We start from the raw sequence: 19920 nt of genomic DNA on the forward strand, positions 1-19920 counted from the left end.
ACAAATTTGTAAAACTTTTCTTAATAAATCACAACAAAAAACTATTCCTTTCATAGTATTTTAAATATCCATAAATTTGTATCATACAATTATTCATAAAATTATGGAATTGCTAAAAAAATGGACCGATTGTTATATCGAAGCAGGTTGTGATGAAGTAGGAAGGGGATGTCTGAGCGGACCTGTAGTTGCAGCGGCCGTAATTATAGATGATACCTTTGAACAAAACCTCATTAATGATTCAAAAAAATTAAATTTCAAAACCCGGCAGGAACTGGATATTTACATTAAGGAAAATGTGAGATGCTACGCCATTGCTGAATTACCACCCGAATTCATAGACCAGCATAATATACTGAATGCCAGTATACATGCTATGCATAACGCTTTGGATAAACTGACAATCAAACCTGAATTCATTCTGGTTGACGGCAATCGGTTCCATCCTTACAATTATATTCCGCACCTGTGTATTGTACAGGGAGACTCAAAGATGCTGTCTATCGCTGCGGCTTCCATTCTCGCTAAAAATTACCGTGATCAGCTTATGATAAGCCTCCATGAAGAGCATCCTGAATATGGATGGAATACCAATTTCGGATATGCAACAAAAAAACACCAAGAAGCCCTGATTAAGCATGGTCCCACGAAATACCACAGGCGTTCTTTCCGATTGAAGTATGATTAATTGTCAAGTGGAAGTGAGTTATAACATTTGAATCCGCATATATTGAAATTTATATGGATTCTAAATAAAAAAGAGAAGCAATAATATTGCTTCTCTTTACGTTATAAAAGATTTATATATTTCTATTTCTTTTTTCCTCGCTGTTGTTCAGTAGCTTTTTGCTGCTCCTGAGCCTTCTCCATCATCTCTCTCATCCTTCTCTGGAACTTCCCTTCAGTTTTAGGCTTCTCTTTATTGGCCTGGATCTGTGCATGGATTTTCTTTTCATCCAGGATCCAGTATTTGATCACCAGAATGATCAGGATATTAATCGCATTCGATACGAAATAATACCATGAAAGACCGGATGCGGAAGTATTCAGGAAGAACAGGAAAGTAACCGGGAAAATATACATCAGTACTTTCATATTCGGCATTCCTTCCTGCTGAGGCTGCTGGATATTACCGGAAGTCATAATCGTGTAGATGAGAATGACAATGGTACAGGCAAGAGCAAAAATACTCAGGTGGTCCCCCCAGGAACGGAACTTTAAATGGCAATTTAATAAGATCATCATAGGCAGTAAGATCTTTGGCAAACCAGAATCCTTTCCCTCTCAAGTCAATGAAATTCGGGAAGAAGCGGAATAATGCATAGAAGATCGGGATCTGTACCAATGCCGGCAGACATCCCGCCATCTGGTTAACTCCTGCCTTACGGTATACTTCCATGGTAGCCTGCTGTTTCTTCATTGGATCTGCATCTTTCAGCTTGGCATTTACCTCATCGATTTCCGGACGGATCACACGCATCATAGCACTTAATTTATGCTGCTTGTACATGATGGGTGAAAGGATCAGCTTAACCAAAATGGTCAGTACAAAGATCGCCCATCCTGCAGTTAAGCCCCATGAAGAGATAAAATTATAGATCGGAATAAAGAATCCTCTGTTCATCCACCCGATAAAAGACCATCCTAACGGCAAGATTTCATCAAAGTTCTTATCATATGATTTCAGTAATGGCAAATCCAACGGCATGAAATACCAGGTAAAATCCTGGTTCAGTTCGCTGCCGGTCATTTGAACGAAACCTTCATAATTTAGCTTTTTCAGGTATTCGCCTTCTTCAATATTCTCCTGATTTCCTTTACTTTGGGTAAACCCGTTTTTAGCTTCAATCACAGAAGCGAAGAATTGCTGTTTCACTCCGATCCAGTTCAGCGTTTCTTTTTCTTCATCCATCGTAGTCCTTCCGTCATAATCATAATCTTTATAATTATTGAAGGCATACGAGAATTCTGAATGCGACTGCTCCTGAGCACGTCCTTTTTCAAGGTTCCTTACACTATAATCCCAGATAAAGTCTGCTTTATTATCAGAAGTAATTTTAGCCAGCCCCTGAGTTCTTACTTTAAAATCAAGAGTATACTTTTCAAGCAATGTATAGACGAATTGGATAACCGCTCCATTGTAGTTTGCAGTCATCGTTACGGTATTTCCATTTACTGAAGGGGTAAATACGAGGTCTTTGGTATTGATTACCTTTCCTGTTTTATCCTTGAACTGGAAACCGTAGTTGGAGTTATTCTTTGTAATCAGATACAGCGGAAGATCGGCATTATCTGTTTTGTGGTCGTATGCTTTGTATTTAGCCAGTTCCACTTTGGACACCTGCCCCCCCAGACTTGAAAATTCAATTTTCAGCTCATTATTGCCAAGACTGGCCGTCTGAATTGCTCCTGGCGTCACATTAGGGTTGATATTACTGGCCTGAGTCGGTTTCACAGCATTTTTTACCTGTTCGGTTTTCTGTTGCTGAGCCTTTGCCTGTTCTTCTTTCGATTGCTTATTCTGAAAATAAAACATAAATCCGAAGAGGACAAGACATAACACCGCAAAACTGATCATTTGACTTTTATCAAGTCCGTTGTTCTGTTGCATTTTATTTTAATTAAAATTTTTAAATGTATTCCTTTTATTTAACCACCAATCACGACACTTAAAGTTGTAAATCTTTTCAAGTTCAATGCGTTTCGTTTCTTTTGCGGTTGTAAACTTTCAATTTAAAATGTACATCAAATGACATACAATTTGGAGTCGACAAAAATACTGTTTTTTTATCAAAACTCTATGCTATAATGCATTACTATATAATAAACTCAGGCTGAGAATAATCAGTCTGAGTTTATTATATGACGTTTTGCTGTCTGCAATTACTTTACTTCTTTTCCACAGGCCTTGATAAAGGCTCTGAAAAGAGGATGCGGCGTGGCTACGGTACTCTTATATTCCGGATGGTACTGTACACCGATGTAGAAAGGATGATCCGGCATTTCCAGTGCTTCTACAAGTCCGGTCTCAGGATTGGTCCCGGTTGCATGGAATCCGTTCATCTCAAATTCACCGATATAATCACTGTTGAATTCATATCTGTGACGGTGTCTTTCTGTAATATTCTTGCTTCCGTACACATCATGTAAAGCAGAACCGTTTTTCAAGGCACACTTCCAGGCCCCCAGACGCATGGTTCCACCTTTATCCACCACATTTTTCTGTTCCTCCATCAATGAAATTACAGGATGTTCGGTAGACGTATCAAATTCCATAGAGTTAGCCTTGGAATATCCTAATACATTTCTGGCGAATTCAATCGTCATGATCTGCATCCCCAGACAGATTCCCAGCATAGGAACCTTATGTTCACGGGCATACTGTGCCGTAAGCACTTTTCCTTCAATACCGCGGTCTCCGAATCCCGGTGCAATCAGGATTCCGTTCACTCCGGCAAGGGTATTTTTAACATTTTCCTCGGTAATATCCCCACTGTATACCCATCTGATCTTCACTTCGGTTTCCAGGTCGGCACCGGCATGCTTAAATGCTTCAGCAATGGAAATATAAGAATCCTGAAGGGAAACATATTTTCCTACCAGGGCAATTTCAATCGATTTTTTAGGGTTCTGGAATTTCTTAAGGAAACTTTTCCAGTCCTTAAGATCAGCTTCTTTATCACTTTTCAGATCCAGTTCCTTTAAAACCACATCATCAAAATTCTGCTTCTGAAGATACATCGGCACTTCATAAATGGTTTCCAGGTCCTTGCATTCTATCACATTGTCCAGCGGAACATTACAGAACTGTGCAAGTTTCGCTCTCTGGTCTTTCGGAATTTTATGTTCCGTCCTGCATACCAGGACATCAGCCATGATACCGCTTTCCATCAGCTGGCGGACAGAGTGCTGGGAAGGTTTAGTTTTCAGCTCCCCGCTTGATGCCAGGTAAGGCAGTAAAGTAAGATGAATTACCATCGAATTCTTTTCTCCCAATTCCCATTTCAGCTGGCGCACTGTTTCGATATACGGCAAGGATTCAATATCCCCTACTGTACCACCAATTTCGGTAATGATGATATCATAATTTTGTTTAGAAAGGATTTTAATCCTTCGCTTAATTTCATTGGTAATGTGAGGAATTACCTGCACTGTTTTTCCCAGGAAGTCTCCTTTTCTTTCCTTTTCAATAACAGTCTGGTAAATTTTCCCTGTGGTAACGTTGTTATTTTGAGAAGTAGGAGCGTCCAGATAACGCTCATAATGACCTAAATCCAGATCCGTTTCCGCACCATCTTCGGTTACATAGCATTCTCCGTGTTCATAAGGATTAAGGGTTCCCGGGTCGATATTAATATACGGATCAAGCTTTTGAATCGTCACGTTGAAACCGCGTGATTTTAGCAGAAGCCCCAGAGAGGCAGATACGATTCCTTTCCCCAAAGATGAAGTTACACCTCCTGTCACAAAGATGTACTTTGTATTCTTTTTACTCATTAGATTAGGTTTGTGCAAAGTTATGGGAAAAAGAAATACAAAGCAATTGTGTTGAGCTTTTAAATCGAAAGAAAAACTGGAATTATTATCGGGAAGGGCTGATCTGTCCGGAAGTTCAGGCCATCAGTGCATAAAAAAAGGTTTTCAAAAATGAAAACCTTTTACTAAACTAAATTAATTTATGAAAACTATTGTCTGATTAATTCAAAATATAGATTAACATCAACATCTTTTGCAACTCCTGCCCCTGTAGGATCATATTTAATATTATAATCCAGACGGTTTACTTTAAATGCGGTCTGGAAACCTAATACTTCTTTTCCCTGCTGGTTTTTGGTAATTCCTCCAAATGTTACCGGAACACTAACTTCCTTAACGACATCTTTAATCTTCAGTTTCCCTTTCAATACATATGAATTATTCTTTCCTTTGGTAATGGAAGTTGATTCAAAAGTCATCTGCGGATATTTTTCTGCATCAAAGAAATCGGCACTTTTCAAATGCTTGTCTCTCATTTCAACATTGGTGTTGATAGAATTCACGTCTACCATAAAAGACATGGAAGCACCATCAATGCTGTTCCCCTGAGTTGTCACTTTCCCGTCGAACTTATCAAACCTTCCCTGCACAAAACTGATCCCCATATGCTTGATGTTGAAATTAACAGAAGAATGCATTGGGTCTACCTGCCAGACAGTCTGGGCAAAACCTACCACACTTAAAAGTGCAAATACAAAAGTTAAAAATACCTTTTTCATTGTAATTTTTTTTGATTAAATTATTGATGCAAAGGTATGCGGGCGAATAGGATCTCGTCTTGATGTATGTTATTTTTTTGATGCTGGTGAAATTATTTTTGAGTACAGCGCATGACGCAGGCATATGATACAAAATATGGCCAAAGCGATCATCAGGATTTTAAAAATAAGCAAATGGATTATTTCCTTGAATCATTAAGGATAGCAAATAAATGATTTCAAATAAAATTGCAGCTCTTGATATGGTATAATAGCTTTTTCTAAAAAATAACTATTGTTGACAATCCTATTATAATAATTATCGAACAACATATCAGGATAATAAAGAATACATTCCGTAGCTGCCTCCCGGTAATTTTAAAAATTTTATAGCCCTGTCAGTAAATAGGGCACTACAAAAGGACATTACCCAAAAATAATCAAGCTTTAAAAAATAGTTTTCATGATGAAAATTAACTAAAATCCCAAACAGAAATCCAAAAAAAATTTTGAACTTCGCAGTATGGCAAAATTAAGAACAGCATATTTCTGTCAGAACTGCGGTGCACAATACTCCCAGTGGATGGGGCAGTGCAAAAGCTGCGGGCAATGGAATACTTTAGTGGAGGAAGTTATTGAAAAACCGTCTAACAGGAGCCTTCCTTCCGCCAGGTCAAAACAGCATGTCATCAACATCATAGAAGTGGAAACCAGTGAGGAACCGCGAATTAAAACCCCGTCCGAAGAGCTTAACAGGGTTCTGGGCGGAGGAATTGTCCTGGGATCGGTGACACTCATCGGGGGTGAACCGGGGATCGGAAAGTCGACCCTGCTTCTGCAGCTGGCCCTGAAGATGAAGAAAAAGATCTTCTATGTATCAGGTGAGGAAAGTGCTTCTCAGATTAAAATGAGGGCCGACAGGCTAACAGAAATCCAAAACCCCAACTGCTTTCTCTATACAGAAACTTCACTGGAAAAAATACTTCAGGAAGCGAAAAAGCTGGACCCTGACTTTATCATCATCGATTCCATACAGACGTTGCAGTCGCAGCTTATCGAAAGTTCACCGGGAACGGTATCGCAGATCAGGGAATGCTCCAATGAGATTATTAAATACGCTAAAGAAAACAATACACCGGTATTTCTGGTTGGACATATCACCAAAGACGGACAGATTGCAGGCCCAAAGGTATTGGAACATATGGTGGATGTGGTCCTGAACTTCGATGGTGACCGTAACCACCTTTTCAGGCTGCTGAGGGCTAATAAAAACCGTTTCGGTTCCACTGCCGAGATCGGAATCTATGAAATGGTTTCGCAGGGACTAAAAGAAATCAAAAATCCTTCTGAGATCCTGATCACCAAAAAATCTGAGGAACTTTCCGGAAATTCGGTAGCCGTAACACTGGAGGGTAACCGGCCGATGCTGCTGGAAATCCAGGCACTGGTGAGCACCGCTGTATACGGAACGCCCCAAAGAAGCTCCACCGGATTTGACGCCAAGAGACTGAATATGCTTCTGGCTGTCCTGGAAAAAAGAGCAGGTTTCCAGCTGGGAGCCAAAGATGTCTTCCTGAATATTACCGGAGGCATAAAAACGGACGATCCGGCACTGGACCTGGCGGTTGTTGCCTCTATCCTGTCTTCCAATGAGGATATTGCGGTATCTGAACATTACTGCTTTGCGGGGGAAATCGGGCTTAGCGGGGAGATCCGTCCGATTGCACAGGCTGAACAAAGGATTACTGAAGCCGAAAAGTTAGGTTATGAGAAAATCTTCATTTCCAATCTCAATAAACTTCCGAAGAAAAAATTCGGGATTAAGATTGAAGAAGTGAGCAAGATTGAAGATTTTCATGAAAGACTTTTTTAATTGTAATCTACAGATTAATAGTTATATTTGTAAAGCTACAACCTTACTCTAAAACAAATCATGAAAATAAATTTTACTGCTTTCGTAATTCTTTTTAGCACATTCTTATTTGCTCAGAATAGGCTTTTCAGTAATTTAGTTAATGAAAACGATCTTAATTCTAATCAAAAAGTTAGTCCAGGGCTTGCTTCAAGTTATACACAAACAAAATATTATTCACAACCTACATTTGATCTAAAATCGGATTTGCAGATTTTATTACCGACAAATAAATTAATCACTGCGAGATTTACACGAATTTTCAAATATGGAAACAAAAGCGAATCTTACGTTTATTCTATTGATAATGAACCCAATGCAGAATTCGTTCTTTCAAGATATAATAATATAGTAACAGGGATGTATTCGTCAGGCAGCGAAGAAAAAGTTGTTTTTCATCAAACAAATGGCAATATTTTCGCAATGTCTTTAGTGAATGAATCAAAAATAATAAGTCAGGATTCTAAAGATGATTATTTTCTTGGTGATTTAGCAAGTTCCAATAAACACAGTCCGAGTATCTGTTTAGAAACAACTCCTATTTGTCCTATGTCAACAATTGACGTCATGGTTATTTATACCTGGAATTCACGCATCAACTGGGGAGGAACAGCGCAAAGTAATTCAATGATTGCTACAGCCATTACCAATTTTAATATATCATTGCTCAATTCAGGAATAACTAATGTAAATATTAATTTGGTATATTCAGGAGAAACTGGCTATGTTGAATCAGGAGATATTGCTACAGATCTGATGAGGTTTAAAGCTGATGATGATGGCTATATGGATGATATTCACGATTTAAGAACAACTTTTGGAGCAGACTTATGTGCACTAGTTACTGCCGGGCCAGTTACAACATGTGGTTTAGCCTATATTAATATTGATCCGACCGGATATAGTAATACACAAGGGTTCTCAACTACGATTTATAATTGTGTACTTACTAATTATACTTTGGCACATGAACTAGGCCATAATATGGGTCTGAGACATGACCGATATATGGATACATTCGATATTCCTTGTATTCATCAGCACGGCTATATTAATAGAACTGCTATTAATTTAGGAATGGCAGGATCTCCTTCTAAAAGATGGAGAACTCTCATGACATACAATGATGAATGTGCCGCAAATGGCTTCAACTGTACAAAGCTTAACCGATGGTCAAATCCTAATATAAATTATAATTTAGAACCTATGGGGATCCCTATAGGAGATCCAAATTCAAGCGACGAGGCTTTCGCTTTTTCTCGATTTGCTTGCATGGTTGCCAATTTTATGCCTTCCAACTCATCTCTTAGTACAGAAGAAAATATTTCCAACATTAAAGATTTTATAATATTCCCAAATCCGGCCAAAGATGAGATAAATGTAGTTATAGATGGTGATAAAAAGCTTTCATTCAAAATTTTCAATGCAATTGGTCAACTAGTATTGACTAGTGAAAATAAAAAAATTGATCTAACAGGAATATCTCAAGGCGAATACATTCTAGTGATAAATGATGAACATAATGTAAAAATCGGAAGTAAAAAATTTATTATTAATAAAGCACAATAAAAATCACTTCTTTTTTTCAACCATGAAAACAAGCGTTCTCAGATATTATGACAGTCTTGCAGAAATGTATGATCAAAACCGATTCGCTAATTCATATGGACAATATATTGATCGGCAGGAAAGAAATTTTTTAACGGATTTCTTTAAGGATAGAAAATACTCTAAAGTTTTAGATTTAGGCTGCGGGACCGGAAGATTATTGAATTTTGCAACTCACGGTACAGATTTCAGTGAAGAAATGTTGCATATTGCACGGCAGAAGTATCCTCATAAAAAATTGGAAAAAGGAGAAATTTCAAAAATTCCTTTTACTGATGAATTTGACTGTATTTTCTGCCTTCACGTCATTATGCACCAAAACAAAAAGGAAACAGAAGCTTTTTTAGATGAATGCTATTCGAAATTAAATAAAAAAGGAACTCTAATTTTCGACTATCCGACGAAAAAACGGCGAAAAGTTGTTTCTTCACAGGAAGATTGGCATGCTGAAAACCGTTTTACACCAAAAGAAATTTCTAAATTATCTGAAAAAAGATGGAAAATAAAAAACACGATTGGAATTTTACTGTTTCCAATTCACAGAATTCCTAATGGTTTAAGAAAACATTTTCTGCCTCTGGATATTTTATTGTGTAAAACGTTCCTGAAAAACTGGGCTTCTTATCAAATTGTTATTCTTGAAAAGATATGAGACAGCAATTAAGAAAATGGCTCCCCCATCATTGGAAAATGCAGTTGAAATTATTGCAAAGGCATTTTGATGAAAGCAAAACCCAATATTCTTATTCTAAAAATTACAGCCCGGATAAAATTGGAAAATATGAAATTCAACTTCACCAAATCATTAAAAAAAGTGAATTTCGTGAAAATAAAGTTCATAACTTAAAAATTGTTGGAGAAAAAATTAACCATCTGATAATTAATTCTAATGAAGTTTTTTCTTTCTGGAAGTTGGTTGGAAAACCCAATAAAAAGAATGGATTTAAAGAAGGAAGAAATTTAATTAAAACTCAAATTTCGAGTGATTTCGGTGGTGGGATCTGCCAGTTTTCCTCGATTTTATATTTTATGGCCCTGCAATCCGGTCTGAGAATTCTTGAAAGGTTCCCGCATTCAATGGACATTTATAAAGAACATGAACGTTTTACACCATTAGGTTCAGACTGCACTGTTGTTTATGGCTATAAAGATCTGCAGATTCAAAATCCGTATTCGTTTCCCGTTCAGCTGAAGTGTTTCGTAGGTGATGAAAGACTTTCCCTTAATCTTATTTCTCAAAATGAACTTGAGTTAAACACCATCGATTTCAGAAAGTCCGAAACCGAAAAAGGAGTCTGGGTAGAGACACTCAGCAATAATAAATTTTTGTTTAAAAATTTTTATACTCGTTTATGAATTACCTTGCGCATTCCTTCCTCACCTTCTCCGACGGACAGATTGTCGGTCAGTTCCTGGCGGACTTCATCCGGAACAAGGACCGCTTTTCTTTCCCGAAAGATATTCAGGACGGAATTACACTGCACAGGGAAATTGATACCTTTACCGATGCGCATCCTGTGATTCATGAGGCAAAAAAAATATTCAGTCCGCTGGTAAGATTGTATGCAGGGGCTTTTGTAGACGTTAGCATGGATTATTTTATCGCTAATGATACTGCGCTCCACAATTCCCCGGAATGGAAGAAACATTCCCTGCATGTATATAAGGTACTGAATGAGCATAATGAATGGCTTCCGGAAAATTTCAGGCGTATGTTAAGCAGGATGGAACAGGATGACTGGCTCTATCATTACCGCAATGACCAGGGCATAAAGTTCAGCATGCAGAATGTATTGAATAAAGCTAAATATCTGGATAAAACCATTCCTGTTTTTGAACTGTTCCTGAAACATAAGGCGCTTTTGCAGCAATACTACAATGACTTTTTTCCTGATCTCAAAGCCCATGCGGAAGGGATTAATGCATTGCTTCAATTAGAAAGTCGCTGATATTTCGGCGGCTGTTCTCCGGACAGCCGCCGAAATATCAAAACTGCTGGTATAAATATCGGTTTGGATACGTCAGTTTTTCACTTTTTCGCAGTCCTCCTACAATAATGTGCACAATATTGATCTGGTCATCAAATAAATTATAGAGGAAACTCACTGCAGCCTCCACTTTCTTAGGATTCGTTACCGATTCAGATTCCAGATAGATATTAACCGATTCATGGTCTTCTTCATAGCCTACGAAATTGACCTTTAGAAATTTGTTATTGGTTTTCAGTTTAAAGTATTCTGCGCTGTAATTTTTCAGGGCTTCATTCAGCCTGGCTTTATAAGCCGGATCGTTAAAATGGAGTGCGTTACCGTATTTTTTGTTCAGCCCGTTCTCCAGGTCATCCAGGAAAAAACGTCCCGTTACCTCAAAAGTCCCTGACTTCTGGTTGTAATTGATCTCTACAGAACCTACATGGTAAGGATGCTTTCCGGCAGTGAACGAAAAAAGGAAAAACAGAAAAGAAAATAATAAAAGGGCTTTTTTCATGCTAATAAATCAATAATTTTTTGCGGGTCCTGCCTCATGTCGAAAAAGAGAAGGACTCTAATAGTATGGGGATTTTCCATTCTGAAAAACATCCGCACATGTTTTTTACCGATGAGTGCGGAACGGATATCTCTGGAATATATTGGATAACGTTTGAAGTGCCCTTCTTTTAAAACAGCAGAAACACGCTTAATATCATGGAGAAATGCTACAATTTCTTTATTACTCCAGGTCTTTTCAAGAAATTCGATTTCTTCACGTAAGGTTTGTTTAGCTATTTTTGAGAGTTCAACCTGCATATCTGATCATCTACATATTTGAAAAACTCTTCTTCAGAAATCATGTCCTTTTCTTCCAGGCGATCTGCATAATCAGCCAGCCGTTCAATAAACCATTTAGGCGTACCGTCTTCATAAAACTCTTCATCCTCCTGTACAGAAACAGATTTCACGCCCTTCAGTTTTTCCAGAAGCTCTTTGATGAATGGGAAATCTTCTGCATTTTCAAGTTCTATATTCACTGTCATGACGATGTATTTTCAACAAAGTTAAAATAAATTTTGTATCATCGCATTTCCAAAAAATCATTTAACAATGCAGGACTTTTTATTTTACCTGAACCTGGGCTGGGAACACATCATTTCACTGGACGCCCTTGATCATCAGCTTTTTGTACTGGCCTTAATTGCCGTCTATTCTTTTAACGACCTTAAAAAAATCCTGATCCTGGTAACGGCGTTCACCATCGGGCATTCCATTACACTGGCATTGAGCACATTTGATATCGTAAGGATCAACTCCGCCTGGGTGGAATTTTTAATTCCGCTGACGATTGTCATCACTTCCCTGGACAATATCCTGATGAAGAATAAAAAGCAGATGCTGATGAAAGCCAATTATTATCTGGCGCTGATCTTCGGCCTTATTCACGGTATGGGCTTTGCCAATACAGCGCGGGTGATGATCGCCAAAAGCCAGAGCATTGCCGTTCCGCTGTTAGGTTTTAATATCGGCCTGGAACTGGGACAGATCGCTATTGTTTTCGGCATTCTGATCCTGCTGTTCATCCTGATTAAAATCTTTAAGGTCAACCAGAAAGACTGGGTCCTGTTTGTTTCTTCAGGCGTATTTGCCCTATCCCTGAAAATGGCTTTGGAAAGAATTCCGTTCTAACGCTGAAACATTTCCGATTTTTCAACTACTTATTATTATATTTGAACATCCTTAAACAATTTTGGTCATGAAGTTAAAGATTACCGTACTTTCCGTACTGGTCGGTGCCGGTGTAACCGCTCAGAATATTCAGAATAACCCCGGCAGCAACCATGGAAATAAATTCGAGCAGCTGGGAACCATCCTCCCTACGCCGAATATATACCGTACGGCATCCGGAGCACCGGGACACGGCTACTGGCAGAACAGGGCTGACTATGATATCTCAGCCTATCTGGATGAAGACAAAAGGAATTTAAAGGGATCTGAAACGATTACCTACTACAATAATTCTCCGGACGACCTGGATTACATCTGGCTTCAGCTGGATGAAAACCAGCAGTCAACCGTAAAAAAAGCTGATTTCCCCTACCCTTCCACCCTGGCCAAAGCTGCCAATGACCAGCAGCTGAGAGCAACGGAACTTCCGGTGAAAGATAACGGCTACGGTGTAAACCTTGAAAAAGTGACCGATGCAGCCGGTACTCCACTGAAATATATGGTCAACCAGACCATGATGCGTATAGACCTGCCGAAAGTCCTGAAAAAAGGAGAAAAACTGGTCTTTAAGATCGACTGGAACTATAATATTCCCAACAGAATCAAAATGGGCGGCCGCGGAGGCTATGAAAACTTCGCAGAAGACGGGAACGACCTGTATACCATGACGCAATGGTATCCCAGGATGTGTGTTTACAGTGATTTCCACGGATGGCAGAACCATCAGTTCACCGGAAGAGGCGAATTTGCCCTGGTTTTCGGGAACTTTAAAGTCTCCATGAATGTTCCGGCAGACCACGTGGTAGGCGGTACCGGGGAGTGTAAAAACTACAGTCAGGTCTTAACGGCCGATCAACTGGCCAGGTACAATAGATCGAAGACTTCTAGCGAACCTGTTGAGATTGTAACACTGGATGAAGCGAAAAAGGCGGAGAAAAACCATTCCAAGCAGAGAAAAACCTGGAGCTTTGAAGCCAATGACGTAAGGGATTTCGCCTGGACATCTTCAAGAAAATTTATATGGGACGGAATGGGCGTTACTATTCCTGAAAACAATAATAAAGTAATGGCAATGAGCTTCTATCCGAAGGAGTCTTATGCATTGTACAGGAAATTTTCCACCAAAGCTGTAGCTCATACCATTAAAACCTATTCAGAATTTACAATTCCGTATCCTTATCCGGTAGCCCAGTCGGTGGAAGCGGCGAACGGGATGGAATATCCTATGATCTGCTTCAACTACGGCAGGACGGAAAAAGACGGCACCTATTCGGAAGGAATTAAGAACGGAATGCTGGGTGTGGTGATCCATGAGGTAGGACATAACTTCTTCCCTATGATCATCAACTCAGACGAGAGGCAATGGTCATGGATGGACGAAGGCCTGAATACTTTTGTGGAATACCTTACCGAAGAACGCTGGGACAATAAATTCCCTTCCAAAAGAGGTCCGGCATGGACAATCGTGGATTATATGAAGCTTCCCAAAGACCAGCTGGAGCCTATCATGAGCAATTCTGAAAACATCGTCCAGTTCGGACCGAATGCCTATTCAAAACCTGCCACAGGGCTGAACATCCTTCGTGAAACCATTATGGGAAGGGAGCTGTTTGATAAAGCATTTAAAACCTATTCCAAAAGATGGGCGTTCAGGCATCCTGAACCGGCAGACTTTTTCAGGACCATGGAAGATGCGAGCGGCGAGGACCTTGACTGGTTCTGGAGAGGCTGGTTCTACGGAACGGACCCTGTAGATATCGCGATTGACAAAGTAACCGTAGCCACACCGGACTTCGATACCCCACCAAAGGAAAGCAAAGAAGTAAAATATAAAACCGACAAACCTTTGCAGAATGATTTTGAGGACATTTCAAAAATCAGGAACAGGCAGGACAAAAACATCACGTTCTATGCAGACACCGATAAGCAGGTTCAGGATTTCTATTACCGGTATGACAGAGGACAGGAGAAAGTAGACACCAATAAAGAATATGCCCTTAAAATGGATGGCAGTGAAGCTCTGGACAGCAAAGACAAAGAGAAATTCAAAAACCTGACGGCCTATCAGATCGATTTTGTCAACAAAGGCGGGCTTGTGATGCCTATTATCCTTGAATTTACCTTCGAAGACGGCACAAAGCTCTATGATAAATCTTCTGCACAGATCTGGAGGCTGAATGAACAGAAAACTTCAAAGACTTATTATTTTGATAAAAAACTGAAGTCCATTCAGCTGGACCCAATGAGGGAAACCGCAGATATTGATACCTCCAACAACTTCTGGAGCAACGATGGTACATCAGGTGAAACTACCAAATTCCAGCTGTTCAAGCAGAAGCAGGATGGCGGATCTGCCAGAGGTGCTTCCAGTGGGAAAGTAAACCCGATGCAGGCGGCAGGAAAGAAGAACTAATTAAAAAAACGGCTAATTGATATTAGCCGTTTTCTATTTTATAAAATAGAGAATGTAGCAATGATGGTGCTTTTCTCATCCAGGGAATTAGGGTTGGTTACCGTAATCCCGTATTCACCCGGAGGCTTATCCTTCAACGTGATCAGATAGGAATTCTGTCCGTACTTCTTCCCGGTGAAGTTAAGGTAATGCAGCTTGTTCGTCTTCATAGTTCCGAAGGTATTGACAGAAGCCATTTCCGCCCTTCTGAATTTCTTGTTGGAATCGAACTCAAAAATCTTGACGATGGCCATCGGGTCCGTATTGTTATCTACAGCACGCACGATGAACTGGATGTCATCGCCCGATCTGACCTTAGTGGAAGAACAGCATCCGTCAATTTGCAGTTTGGATTTGACACTTCCGAAACCGGTGATCACCATTCCCGCATTCATGGCAGAACGTGTTTGCGTGGTGTGTTTTTCAAGCAATACCGTAGACTGATCCGGTTTCAGCAATAAACATTCGCCGATAAATTCCGGTTCCTGAGCAGTCTGTGAATACATGCTGATGCTGCATAGGCTCATTGCAGCCAATAATAGAGTTTTTCTCATTTAATTCAGTTTTTTATAATGATTTTGCAAAAATATAATTTAATCCGAAATACAAAACATATTTCGATATAATTATTTCAATTTCACCAATAAAAATTTGTCTGCCAAATTTTCACACCGGCAATGAAAATCCTGCCAAATTTTTCTTTTGGGAAGCTTGGCATATATTTAGAGAAGTACAGGATAGAATAATTAAAAAAATTAAATATATTATGTCAGTAAACTTTAAACCATTAGCAGACAGAGTTCTTGTAGAGCCTATCGCTGCAGAAACAAAGACCGCTTCAGGGATTATTATTCCGGACACCGCCAAAGAAAAACCACAGGAAGGTACCGTAGTGGCAGTAGGCCCGGGTAAGAAAGATGAGCCAACAACGGTTCAGGTAGGTGACAAAGTTCTTTACGGAAAATACTCCGGTTCTGAATTGAAACTGGACGGGAAAGATTATTTAATTGTAAAGGAATCTGATTTATTAGGAGTTATCGGCTAAAAGCCGTACGCTTGAGGCAGTAGGCAATGAGAGACTACAAAAGATATGAAACCTGGAAAATGACCCATGAGCTGGTCAAAGAAATTTATACCATTTCAGAAAATTTTCCAAAATCAGAACTTTTTGGTTTAACCTCTCAAATCAGAAGAGCATCGGTTTCCACTCCGACCAATATTGCAGAAGGTTGTGGAAGATCTACCGATAAAGAATTTGCAAGATTTTTAGAGATCAGCATCGGTTCAACGAACGAAACTGAATATTTGCTTTTCCTCGCGTGTGATCTGGGATTCTGTTCTGAAGACAACTTACTGTACCTCAATCCAAAACTGAATATCGTCAGACAAAAACTTATACAACTTAGAAAAAGATTATTAAATAATAATTAACTGCTTACAGGTAAGAGCATACTGCTTACAGCCTGAAGCTTAAAGCTTAAAAAAATGGCAAAAGAAATAAAATTCGATATCGAGTCGAGAGACGCTTTAAAAAGAGGGGTTGATGCATTGGCTAATGCAGTGAAAGTAACCTTAGGTCCAAAAGGAAGAAATGTAGTGATCGAAAAATCTTTCGGGGCACCGCATGTAACGAAAGACGGGGTTTCTGTAGCGAAAGAGATCGAACTGGAAGATAAAGTGGAAAACATGGGTGCGCAGATGGTGAAGGAAGTAGCTTCCAAAACCAATGACATCGCAGGAGACGGTACGACTACCGCTACCGTTCTGGCACAGGCAATCGTAAGAGAAGGCCTTAAGAACGTTGCTGCAGGTGCTAACCCAATGGATCTTAAGAGAGGGATCGACAAAGCGGTAGCTGTAGTTGTGGAAAACCTTAAGTCTCAGTCTCAGGCAGTAGGAGATTCTACCGATAAAATCAAGCAGGTAGCTTCCGTTTCTGCCAACAACGATGAAACCATCGGTTCCCTGATCGCTGAAGCATTCGGGAAAGTAGGTAAAGAAGGGGTCATCACGGTAGAAGAAGCAAAAGGGATCGATACAACGGTAGACGTTGTAGAAGGAATGCAGTTTGACAGAGGATACCAGTCTCCGTATTTCGTAACCAACCCTGAAAAAATGGTGGCCGAACTGGAAAACCCATACATCCTTTTGGTTGAGAAGAAAATCTCTTCCATGAAAGAATTGCTTCCTGTACTTGAGCCGATCGCTCAGGGAGGTAAATCTTTACTGATCATTTCTGAAGAAGTTGAAGGTGAAGCTTTGGCTACTCTAGTGGTGAACAAATTAAGAGGTTCCCTGAAAATCGCTGCTGTAAAAGCGCCTGGATTCGGAGACAGAAGAAAAGCGATGCTGGAAGATATCGCGATCTTAACAGGAGGTCAGGTAATTTCAGAAGAGCAGGGCTTCACGATGGAGAACATCTCCCTGGATATGCTGGGAACTGCTGAGAAAGTAACCATTGATAAAGACAATACAACCGTAGTGAACGGTGGCGGTGAAGAGAGCAAGATCAAAGGAAGAGTAAACCAGATCAAAGCTCAGATGGAAACTACAACTTCCGACTACGACAGAGAAAAACTTCAGGAAAGACTGGCTAAACTAGCCGGTGGTGTTGCCGTTCTTTACGTAGGAGCTGCTTCCGAAGTGGAAATGAAGGAGAAAAAAGACAGAGTTGATGATGCTCTTCACGCAACGAGAGCTGCTGTAGAAGAAGGTATCGTAGCCGGTGGTGGTGTTGCTTTGGTAAGAGCCATCTCTTCCCTTGACAACCTTTCCGGAGCCAATGCTGACGAAACTACAGGGATGAAGATCGTAAAAAGAGCGATTGAAGAGCCATTAAGACAAATCGTCGCCAACGCCGGAGGCGAAGGTTCCGTAATCGTTGCTAAAGTAGCAGAAGGACAGGGTGACTTCGGATACAACGCAAAAACTGACGAATACGTAAACATGCTTGAAGCAGGAATCATCGACCCTACGAAAGTAACAAGAGTAGCCCTTGAAAACGCTGCTTCTGTATCCGGAATGCTTTTAACCACTGAATGTGTGATCACTGAAGTGAAAAAAGACGAACCAGCTATGCCAATGGGTGGCGGAATGCCGGGAATGATGTAATGGCGTGTCGCTGAGACAATTTATATATTAACCGCTCTATTCATAGGGCGGTTTTTTTATGGTATATTTGACAACCTATCCATAACCTATGAAAATCAATATTTTTTCCAACATATATATTCTGCTGTTATTAATAACGCTTCCAGGATCTGCATTTGCACAGTCGGACAGCTTTACTGTCCGGGATATAAAATTTGAAAGCCAGGGCATCACGCTTGCCGGCTCAATAGTAAAACTCGAAAAGCCGTTTGCAGCAGTGGTTATTGTTCATGGGTCCGATCCGGTAAAAAGGGAAATGGAATTTGCCAGGCGCCTTGCTGATAAAGGCATTGCCGTACTTACCTATGACAAACGCGGCGTGGGAGAATCCGGCGGTGTGTATGTGGGACCGTCCGTGGGCACCAATAATATCGACCCTGCTAATCTCAACCTATTGGCTCAGGATGCAGACGCTGCGGTAAAAACATTCCGGACCTATTTAAAAGATAAAAAAATACCCATCGGATTGGTCGGGTTCAGCCAGGCAGGATGGATCATCCCGATGGCTGCAAACAAAAATCCGCACATCAGGTTCATGGTTTTATTCAGTTGCCCTACCATTACAACACTGGAACAGCTCCGCTTTCAGTTCTATACCAATGGAAACAAGAATTTCTGGGAAAACCACACCCAGGCTGATGCCGTGGAACATACTCAAAATGACCCTGACCGGTATCAATTTACAGCAACCGACCCAAAAGTCTCGCTGAAGACCCTCTCCATTCCCGGACTTTGGCTCTATGGTGAAAAAGATATACAGATTCCAGTAAAGCTGTGCATCGAACACCTGAATACATTCAAAGCGCAGGGCAAACCTTTCGAGTATGCTCTTTTCAGTAAGCTGGGACACAGCACCTCTTCCCGCAATGATACAGAACCGTTTGATATTGCGGTCCAGTGGATAAAGCAAAAAGCTTCACTACGAAAGTAATAAGAGCAGCCCTTGAAAACGCTGCTTCCATATCCGGAATGCTTTTAACCACTGAATGTGTGATCACTGAAGTGAAAAAAGACGAACCAGCTATGCCAATGGGTGGCGGAATGCCGGGAATGATGTAATGGCGTGTCGCCAAGACAATTTATATACTAATCGCTCTATTTTATAGGGCGGTTTTTTGTTTCTTAATAATATCCTAATAAATAGATATATTTGTAAAAACGATTACAGCAATTATGGAAAACAAATATTTACTTCATGGGAAACTCACTGCAAAACCAGGACAGCAAAAGGAACTTGCGGATATTCTAATACAGGCATCCCAACTGGTATCAACAGCTAAAGGCTGTACACTGTATGCCGTTAGCCATGATCAAGAGGATGAAAATGCTGTTTATGTGACAGAAATCTGGGACAGTAAAGATGACCATGACAACTCCCTGAAAGTTGAAGGCGTCAGAGAACTTATTATGAAAGCCATGCCAATACTGGATGGGGCACCAACAAAAGGGCAGGAATTGGAGATTTTGGGAGGTGTAGGGATATAAATAACTTTAATGAACAAAAAGAATTGGAATACAACGCGAAAACTGACGAGTATGTCAACATGCTTGAAGCAGGGATCATCGATCCTACGAAAGTAACTAGAGTTGCCCTTGAAAACGCTGCTTCCGTATCCGGAATGCTGTTAACCACTGAATGTGTGATCACTGAAGTGAAAAAAGATGAGCCTGCCATGCCAATGGGTGGCGGAATGCCAGGAATGATGTAATGGTTAGCAACCGAGGCAATTAAGTATACTACCCGTTCTGATTTTCAGAGCGTTTTTTTTTAATACGGGTTACCATAATTTTAATTAAACAATATTCTATATTTTTACAAGTATCAAAAAAGATTTTATAAAAAAATAAGAATGTTAGCACAACTAT

Annotated in this window: 20 protein-coding genes and 2 pseudogenes; 15 read left to right on the top strand and 7 right to left on the bottom strand. The window is 40.1% G+C overall.

Features of this window, described 5'->3' with window-relative positions; all coding sequences use genetic code 11:
* The first annotated feature begins 103 nt into the window (after nt 1-103).
* Nucleotides 104-688 (top strand): ribonuclease HII, encoded by a 585-nt coding sequence (locus QE404_RS13125; protein ID WP_307451148.1) that lies wholly within the window; start codon nt 104-106, stop codon nt 686-688.
* A gap of 122 nt (nt 689-810) precedes the next feature.
* Here the strand turns inward: QE404_RS13125 and yidC are convergent.
* The 3 genes and pseudogenes from yidC to QE404_RS13140 all read right to left on the bottom strand — a co-directional run bounded on the left by yidC (nt 811) and on the right by QE404_RS13140 (nt 5255).
* A pseudogene (gene yidC / locus QE404_RS13130) lies at nt 811-2611 on the bottom strand (membrane protein insertase YidC).
* Nucleotides 2612-2883: 272 nt separating this feature from the next.
* Nucleotides 2884-4497 carry a CTP synthase gene (locus tag QE404_RS13135; protein ID WP_307451152.1) on the bottom strand — a complete coding sequence of 538 codons (1614 nt, stop codon included), beginning with the start codon at nt 4495-4497 and terminating at the stop codon, nt 2884-2886.
* Nucleotides 4498-4685: 188 nt separating this feature from the next.
* Nucleotides 4686-5255, bottom strand: a complete 570-nt coding sequence (locus QE404_RS13140; protein WP_307451154.1) for a YceI family protein — start codon at nt 5253-5255, stop codon at nt 4686-4688.
* Between the two features lie 502 nt (nt 5256-5757).
* Between QE404_RS13140 and radA the strand changes: the two genes are divergently transcribed.
* Genes radA through QE404_RS13165 form a run of 5 tightly spaced genes read left to right on the top strand, consistent with a single transcriptional unit; the run spans nt 5758 to nt 10703 of the window.
* Nucleotides 5758-7107 carry a DNA repair protein RadA gene (gene radA / locus QE404_RS13145; protein ID WP_307451156.1) on the top strand — a complete coding sequence of 450 codons (1350 nt, stop codon included), beginning with the start codon at nt 5758-5760 and terminating at the stop codon, nt 7105-7107.
* A gap of 60 nt (nt 7108-7167) precedes the next feature.
* The gene (locus QE404_RS13150; RefSeq protein ID WP_307451157.1) at nt 7168-8715 is read left to right on the top strand and encodes a M12 family metallo-peptidase; all 1548 of its coding nucleotides are present in this window, start codon (nt 7168-7170) and stop codon (nt 8713-8715) included.
* A 22-nt stretch (nt 8716-8737) separates the two neighbouring features.
* The gene (locus QE404_RS13155; RefSeq protein ID WP_307451159.1) at nt 8738-9406 is read left to right on the top strand and encodes a class I SAM-dependent DNA methyltransferase; all 669 of its coding nucleotides are present in this window, start codon (nt 8738-8740) and stop codon (nt 9404-9406) included.
* Nucleotides 9403-10110 (top strand): VanW family protein, encoded by a 708-nt coding sequence (locus QE404_RS13160; RefSeq protein WP_307451161.1) that lies wholly within the window; start codon nt 9403-9405, stop codon nt 10108-10110. The genes QE404_RS13155 and QE404_RS13160 overlap by 4 nt, the downstream gene beginning before the upstream one ends.
* Nucleotides 10107-10703: an acyl carrier protein phosphodiesterase gene (locus tag QE404_RS13165; protein WP_307451163.1), complete on the top strand. Its 597-nt coding sequence runs from the start codon at nt 10107-10109 to the stop codon at nt 10701-10703. The genes QE404_RS13160 and QE404_RS13165 overlap by 4 nt, the downstream gene beginning before the upstream one ends.
* 37 nt (nt 10704-10740) lie before the next feature.
* Here QE404_RS13165 and QE404_RS13170 read toward each other — a convergent pair whose 3' ends face one another.
* From QE404_RS13170 to QE404_RS13180, 3 genes are read right to left on the bottom strand one after another with little or no spacing between them, the layout of a single operon-like run.
* Nucleotides 10741-11241, bottom strand: coding sequence for a DUF6702 family protein (locus QE404_RS13170; protein WP_307451165.1), 501 nt, complete (start codon nt 11239-11241; stop codon nt 10741-10743).
* On the bottom strand, nt 11238-11540 hold the full coding sequence (locus QE404_RS13175) for a hypothetical protein (RefSeq protein ID WP_307451167.1): 303 nt from the start codon (nt 11538-11540) through the stop codon (nt 11238-11240). The genes QE404_RS13170 and QE404_RS13175 overlap by 4 nt, the downstream gene beginning before the upstream one ends.
* Nucleotides 11516-11767 (bottom strand): hypothetical protein, encoded by a 252-nt coding sequence (locus QE404_RS13180; protein ID WP_100075566.1) that lies wholly within the window; start codon nt 11765-11767, stop codon nt 11516-11518. The genes QE404_RS13175 and QE404_RS13180 overlap by 25 nt, the downstream gene beginning before the upstream one ends.
* 67 nt (nt 11768-11834) lie before the next feature.
* On the opposite strand from QE404_RS13180, the gene QE404_RS13185 reads away from it, so the two are divergent.
* Both QE404_RS13185 and QE404_RS13190 read left to right on the top strand, forming a co-directional pair.
* Nucleotides 11835-12413 (top strand): HupE/UreJ family protein, encoded by a 579-nt coding sequence (locus QE404_RS13185; protein WP_307451169.1) that lies wholly within the window; start codon nt 11835-11837, stop codon nt 12411-12413.
* A 67-nt stretch (nt 12414-12480) separates the two neighbouring features.
* Nucleotides 12481-14865, top strand: coding sequence for a M1 family metallopeptidase (locus tag QE404_RS13190; RefSeq protein WP_307451171.1), 2385 nt, complete (start codon nt 12481-12483; stop codon nt 14863-14865).
* 38 nt (nt 14866-14903) lie between these two features.
* On the opposite strand, the gene QE404_RS13195 is transcribed toward QE404_RS13190, so the two are convergent.
* Nucleotides 14904-15458, bottom strand: a complete 555-nt coding sequence (locus QE404_RS13195; protein ID WP_307451173.1) for a hypothetical protein — start codon at nt 15456-15458, stop codon at nt 14904-14906.
* Between the two features lie 212 nt (nt 15459-15670).
* Between QE404_RS13195 and groES the strand changes: the two genes are divergently transcribed.
* From groES to groEL, 7 genes and pseudogenes are all read left to right on the top strand, one after another.
* Nucleotides 15671-15949: a co-chaperone GroES gene (gene groES / locus QE404_RS13200; protein ID WP_100075570.1), complete on the top strand. Its 279-nt coding sequence runs from the start codon at nt 15671-15673 to the stop codon at nt 15947-15949.
* A 26-nt stretch (nt 15950-15975) separates the two neighbouring features.
* Entirely contained in the window at nt 15976-16335 is a 360-nt protein-coding gene (locus QE404_RS13205; protein ID WP_307451176.1) for a four helix bundle protein, read from the top strand.
* Nucleotides 16336-16389: 54 nt separating this feature from the next.
* Nucleotides 16390-18015 (top strand): chaperonin GroEL, encoded by a 1626-nt coding sequence (gene groL, locus QE404_RS13210; RefSeq protein WP_307451177.1) that lies wholly within the window; start codon nt 16390-16392, stop codon nt 18013-18015.
* A gap of 88 nt (nt 18016-18103) precedes the next feature.
* Nucleotides 18104-18985, top strand: coding sequence for an alpha/beta hydrolase (locus QE404_RS13215; RefSeq protein WP_307451179.1), 882 nt, complete (start codon nt 18104-18106; stop codon nt 18983-18985).
* Nucleotides 18952-19113 carry a hypothetical protein gene (locus QE404_RS13220; RefSeq protein ID WP_307453436.1) on the top strand — a complete coding sequence of 54 codons (162 nt, stop codon included), beginning with the start codon at nt 18952-18954 and terminating at the stop codon, nt 19111-19113. Before QE404_RS13215 ends, QE404_RS13220 begins: the two co-directional genes overlap by 34 nt.
* A gap of 114 nt (nt 19114-19227) precedes the next feature.
* Entirely contained in the window at nt 19228-19539 is a 312-nt protein-coding gene (locus QE404_RS13225) for a putative quinol monooxygenase (RefSeq protein WP_307451181.1), read from the top strand.
* A gap of 14 nt (nt 19540-19553) precedes the next feature.
* A pseudogene (gene groEL, locus QE404_RS13230) lies at nt 19554-19763 on the top strand (chaperonin GroEL); the annotation flags it as partial.
* Between the last annotated feature and the right edge of the window lie 157 nt (nt 19764-19920).

It is taken from the genome of Chryseobacterium camelliae (assembly GCF_030818575.1).
Taxonomy (GTDB): Bacteria; Bacteroidota; Bacteroidia; order Flavobacteriales; family Weeksellaceae; genus Chryseobacterium; species Chryseobacterium camelliae_A.

Excerpts from the sequence above, each read along its gene's own strand:
- QE404_RS13125 (WP_307451148.1), top strand. The coding sequence starts at position 104 with ATGGAATTGCTAAAAAAATGGACCGATTGTTATATCGAAGCAGGTTGT.
- QE404_RS13135 (WP_307451152.1), bottom strand. The coding sequence starts at position 4,497 with ATGAGTAAAAAGAATACAAAGTACATCTTTGTGACAGGAGGTGTAACT.
- QE404_RS13140 (WP_307451154.1), bottom strand. The coding sequence starts at position 5,255 with ATGAAAAAGGTATTTTTAACTTTTGTATTTGCACTTTTAAGTGTGGTA.
- radA (WP_307451156.1), top strand. The coding sequence starts at position 5,758 with ATGGCAAAATTAAGAACAGCATATTTCTGTCAGAACTGCGGTGCACAA.
- QE404_RS13150 (WP_307451157.1), top strand. The coding sequence starts at position 7,168 with ATGAAAATAAATTTTACTGCTTTCGTAATTCTTTTTAGCACATTCTTA.
- QE404_RS13155 (WP_307451159.1), top strand. The coding sequence starts at position 8,738 with ATGAAAACAAGCGTTCTCAGATATTATGACAGTCTTGCAGAAATGTAT.
- QE404_RS13160 (WP_307451161.1), top strand. The coding sequence starts at position 9,403 with ATGAGACAGCAATTAAGAAAATGGCTCCCCCATCATTGGAAAATGCAG.
- QE404_RS13165 (WP_307451163.1), top strand. The coding sequence starts at position 10,107 with ATGAATTACCTTGCGCATTCCTTCCTCACCTTCTCCGACGGACAGATT.
- QE404_RS13170 (WP_307451165.1), bottom strand. The coding sequence starts at position 11,241 with ATGAAAAAAGCCCTTTTATTATTTTCTTTTCTGTTTTTCCTTTTTTCG.
- QE404_RS13175 (WP_307451167.1), bottom strand. The coding sequence starts at position 11,540 with ATGCAGGTTGAACTCTCAAAAATAGCTAAACAAACCTTACGTGAAGAA.
- QE404_RS13180 (WP_100075566.1), bottom strand. The coding sequence starts at position 11,767 with ATGACAGTGAATATAGAACTTGAAAATGCAGAAGATTTCCCATTCATC.
- QE404_RS13185 (WP_307451169.1), top strand. The coding sequence starts at position 11,835 with ATGCAGGACTTTTTATTTTACCTGAACCTGGGCTGGGAACACATCATT.
- QE404_RS13190 (WP_307451171.1), top strand. The coding sequence starts at position 12,481 with ATGAAGTTAAAGATTACCGTACTTTCCGTACTGGTCGGTGCCGGTGTA.
- QE404_RS13195 (WP_307451173.1), bottom strand. The coding sequence starts at position 15,458 with ATGAGAAAAACTCTATTATTGGCTGCAATGAGCCTATGCAGCATCAGC.
- groES (WP_100075570.1), top strand. The coding sequence starts at position 15,671 with ATGTCAGTAAACTTTAAACCATTAGCAGACAGAGTTCTTGTAGAGCCT.
- QE404_RS13205 (WP_307451176.1), top strand. The coding sequence starts at position 15,976 with ATGAGAGACTACAAAAGATATGAAACCTGGAAAATGACCCATGAGCTG.
- groL (WP_307451177.1), top strand. The coding sequence starts at position 16,390 with ATGGCAAAAGAAATAAAATTCGATATCGAGTCGAGAGACGCTTTAAAA.
- QE404_RS13215 (WP_307451179.1), top strand. The coding sequence starts at position 18,104 with ATGAAAATCAATATTTTTTCCAACATATATATTCTGCTGTTATTAATA.
- QE404_RS13225 (WP_307451181.1), top strand. The coding sequence starts at position 19,228 with ATGGAAAACAAATATTTACTTCATGGGAAACTCACTGCAAAACCAGGA.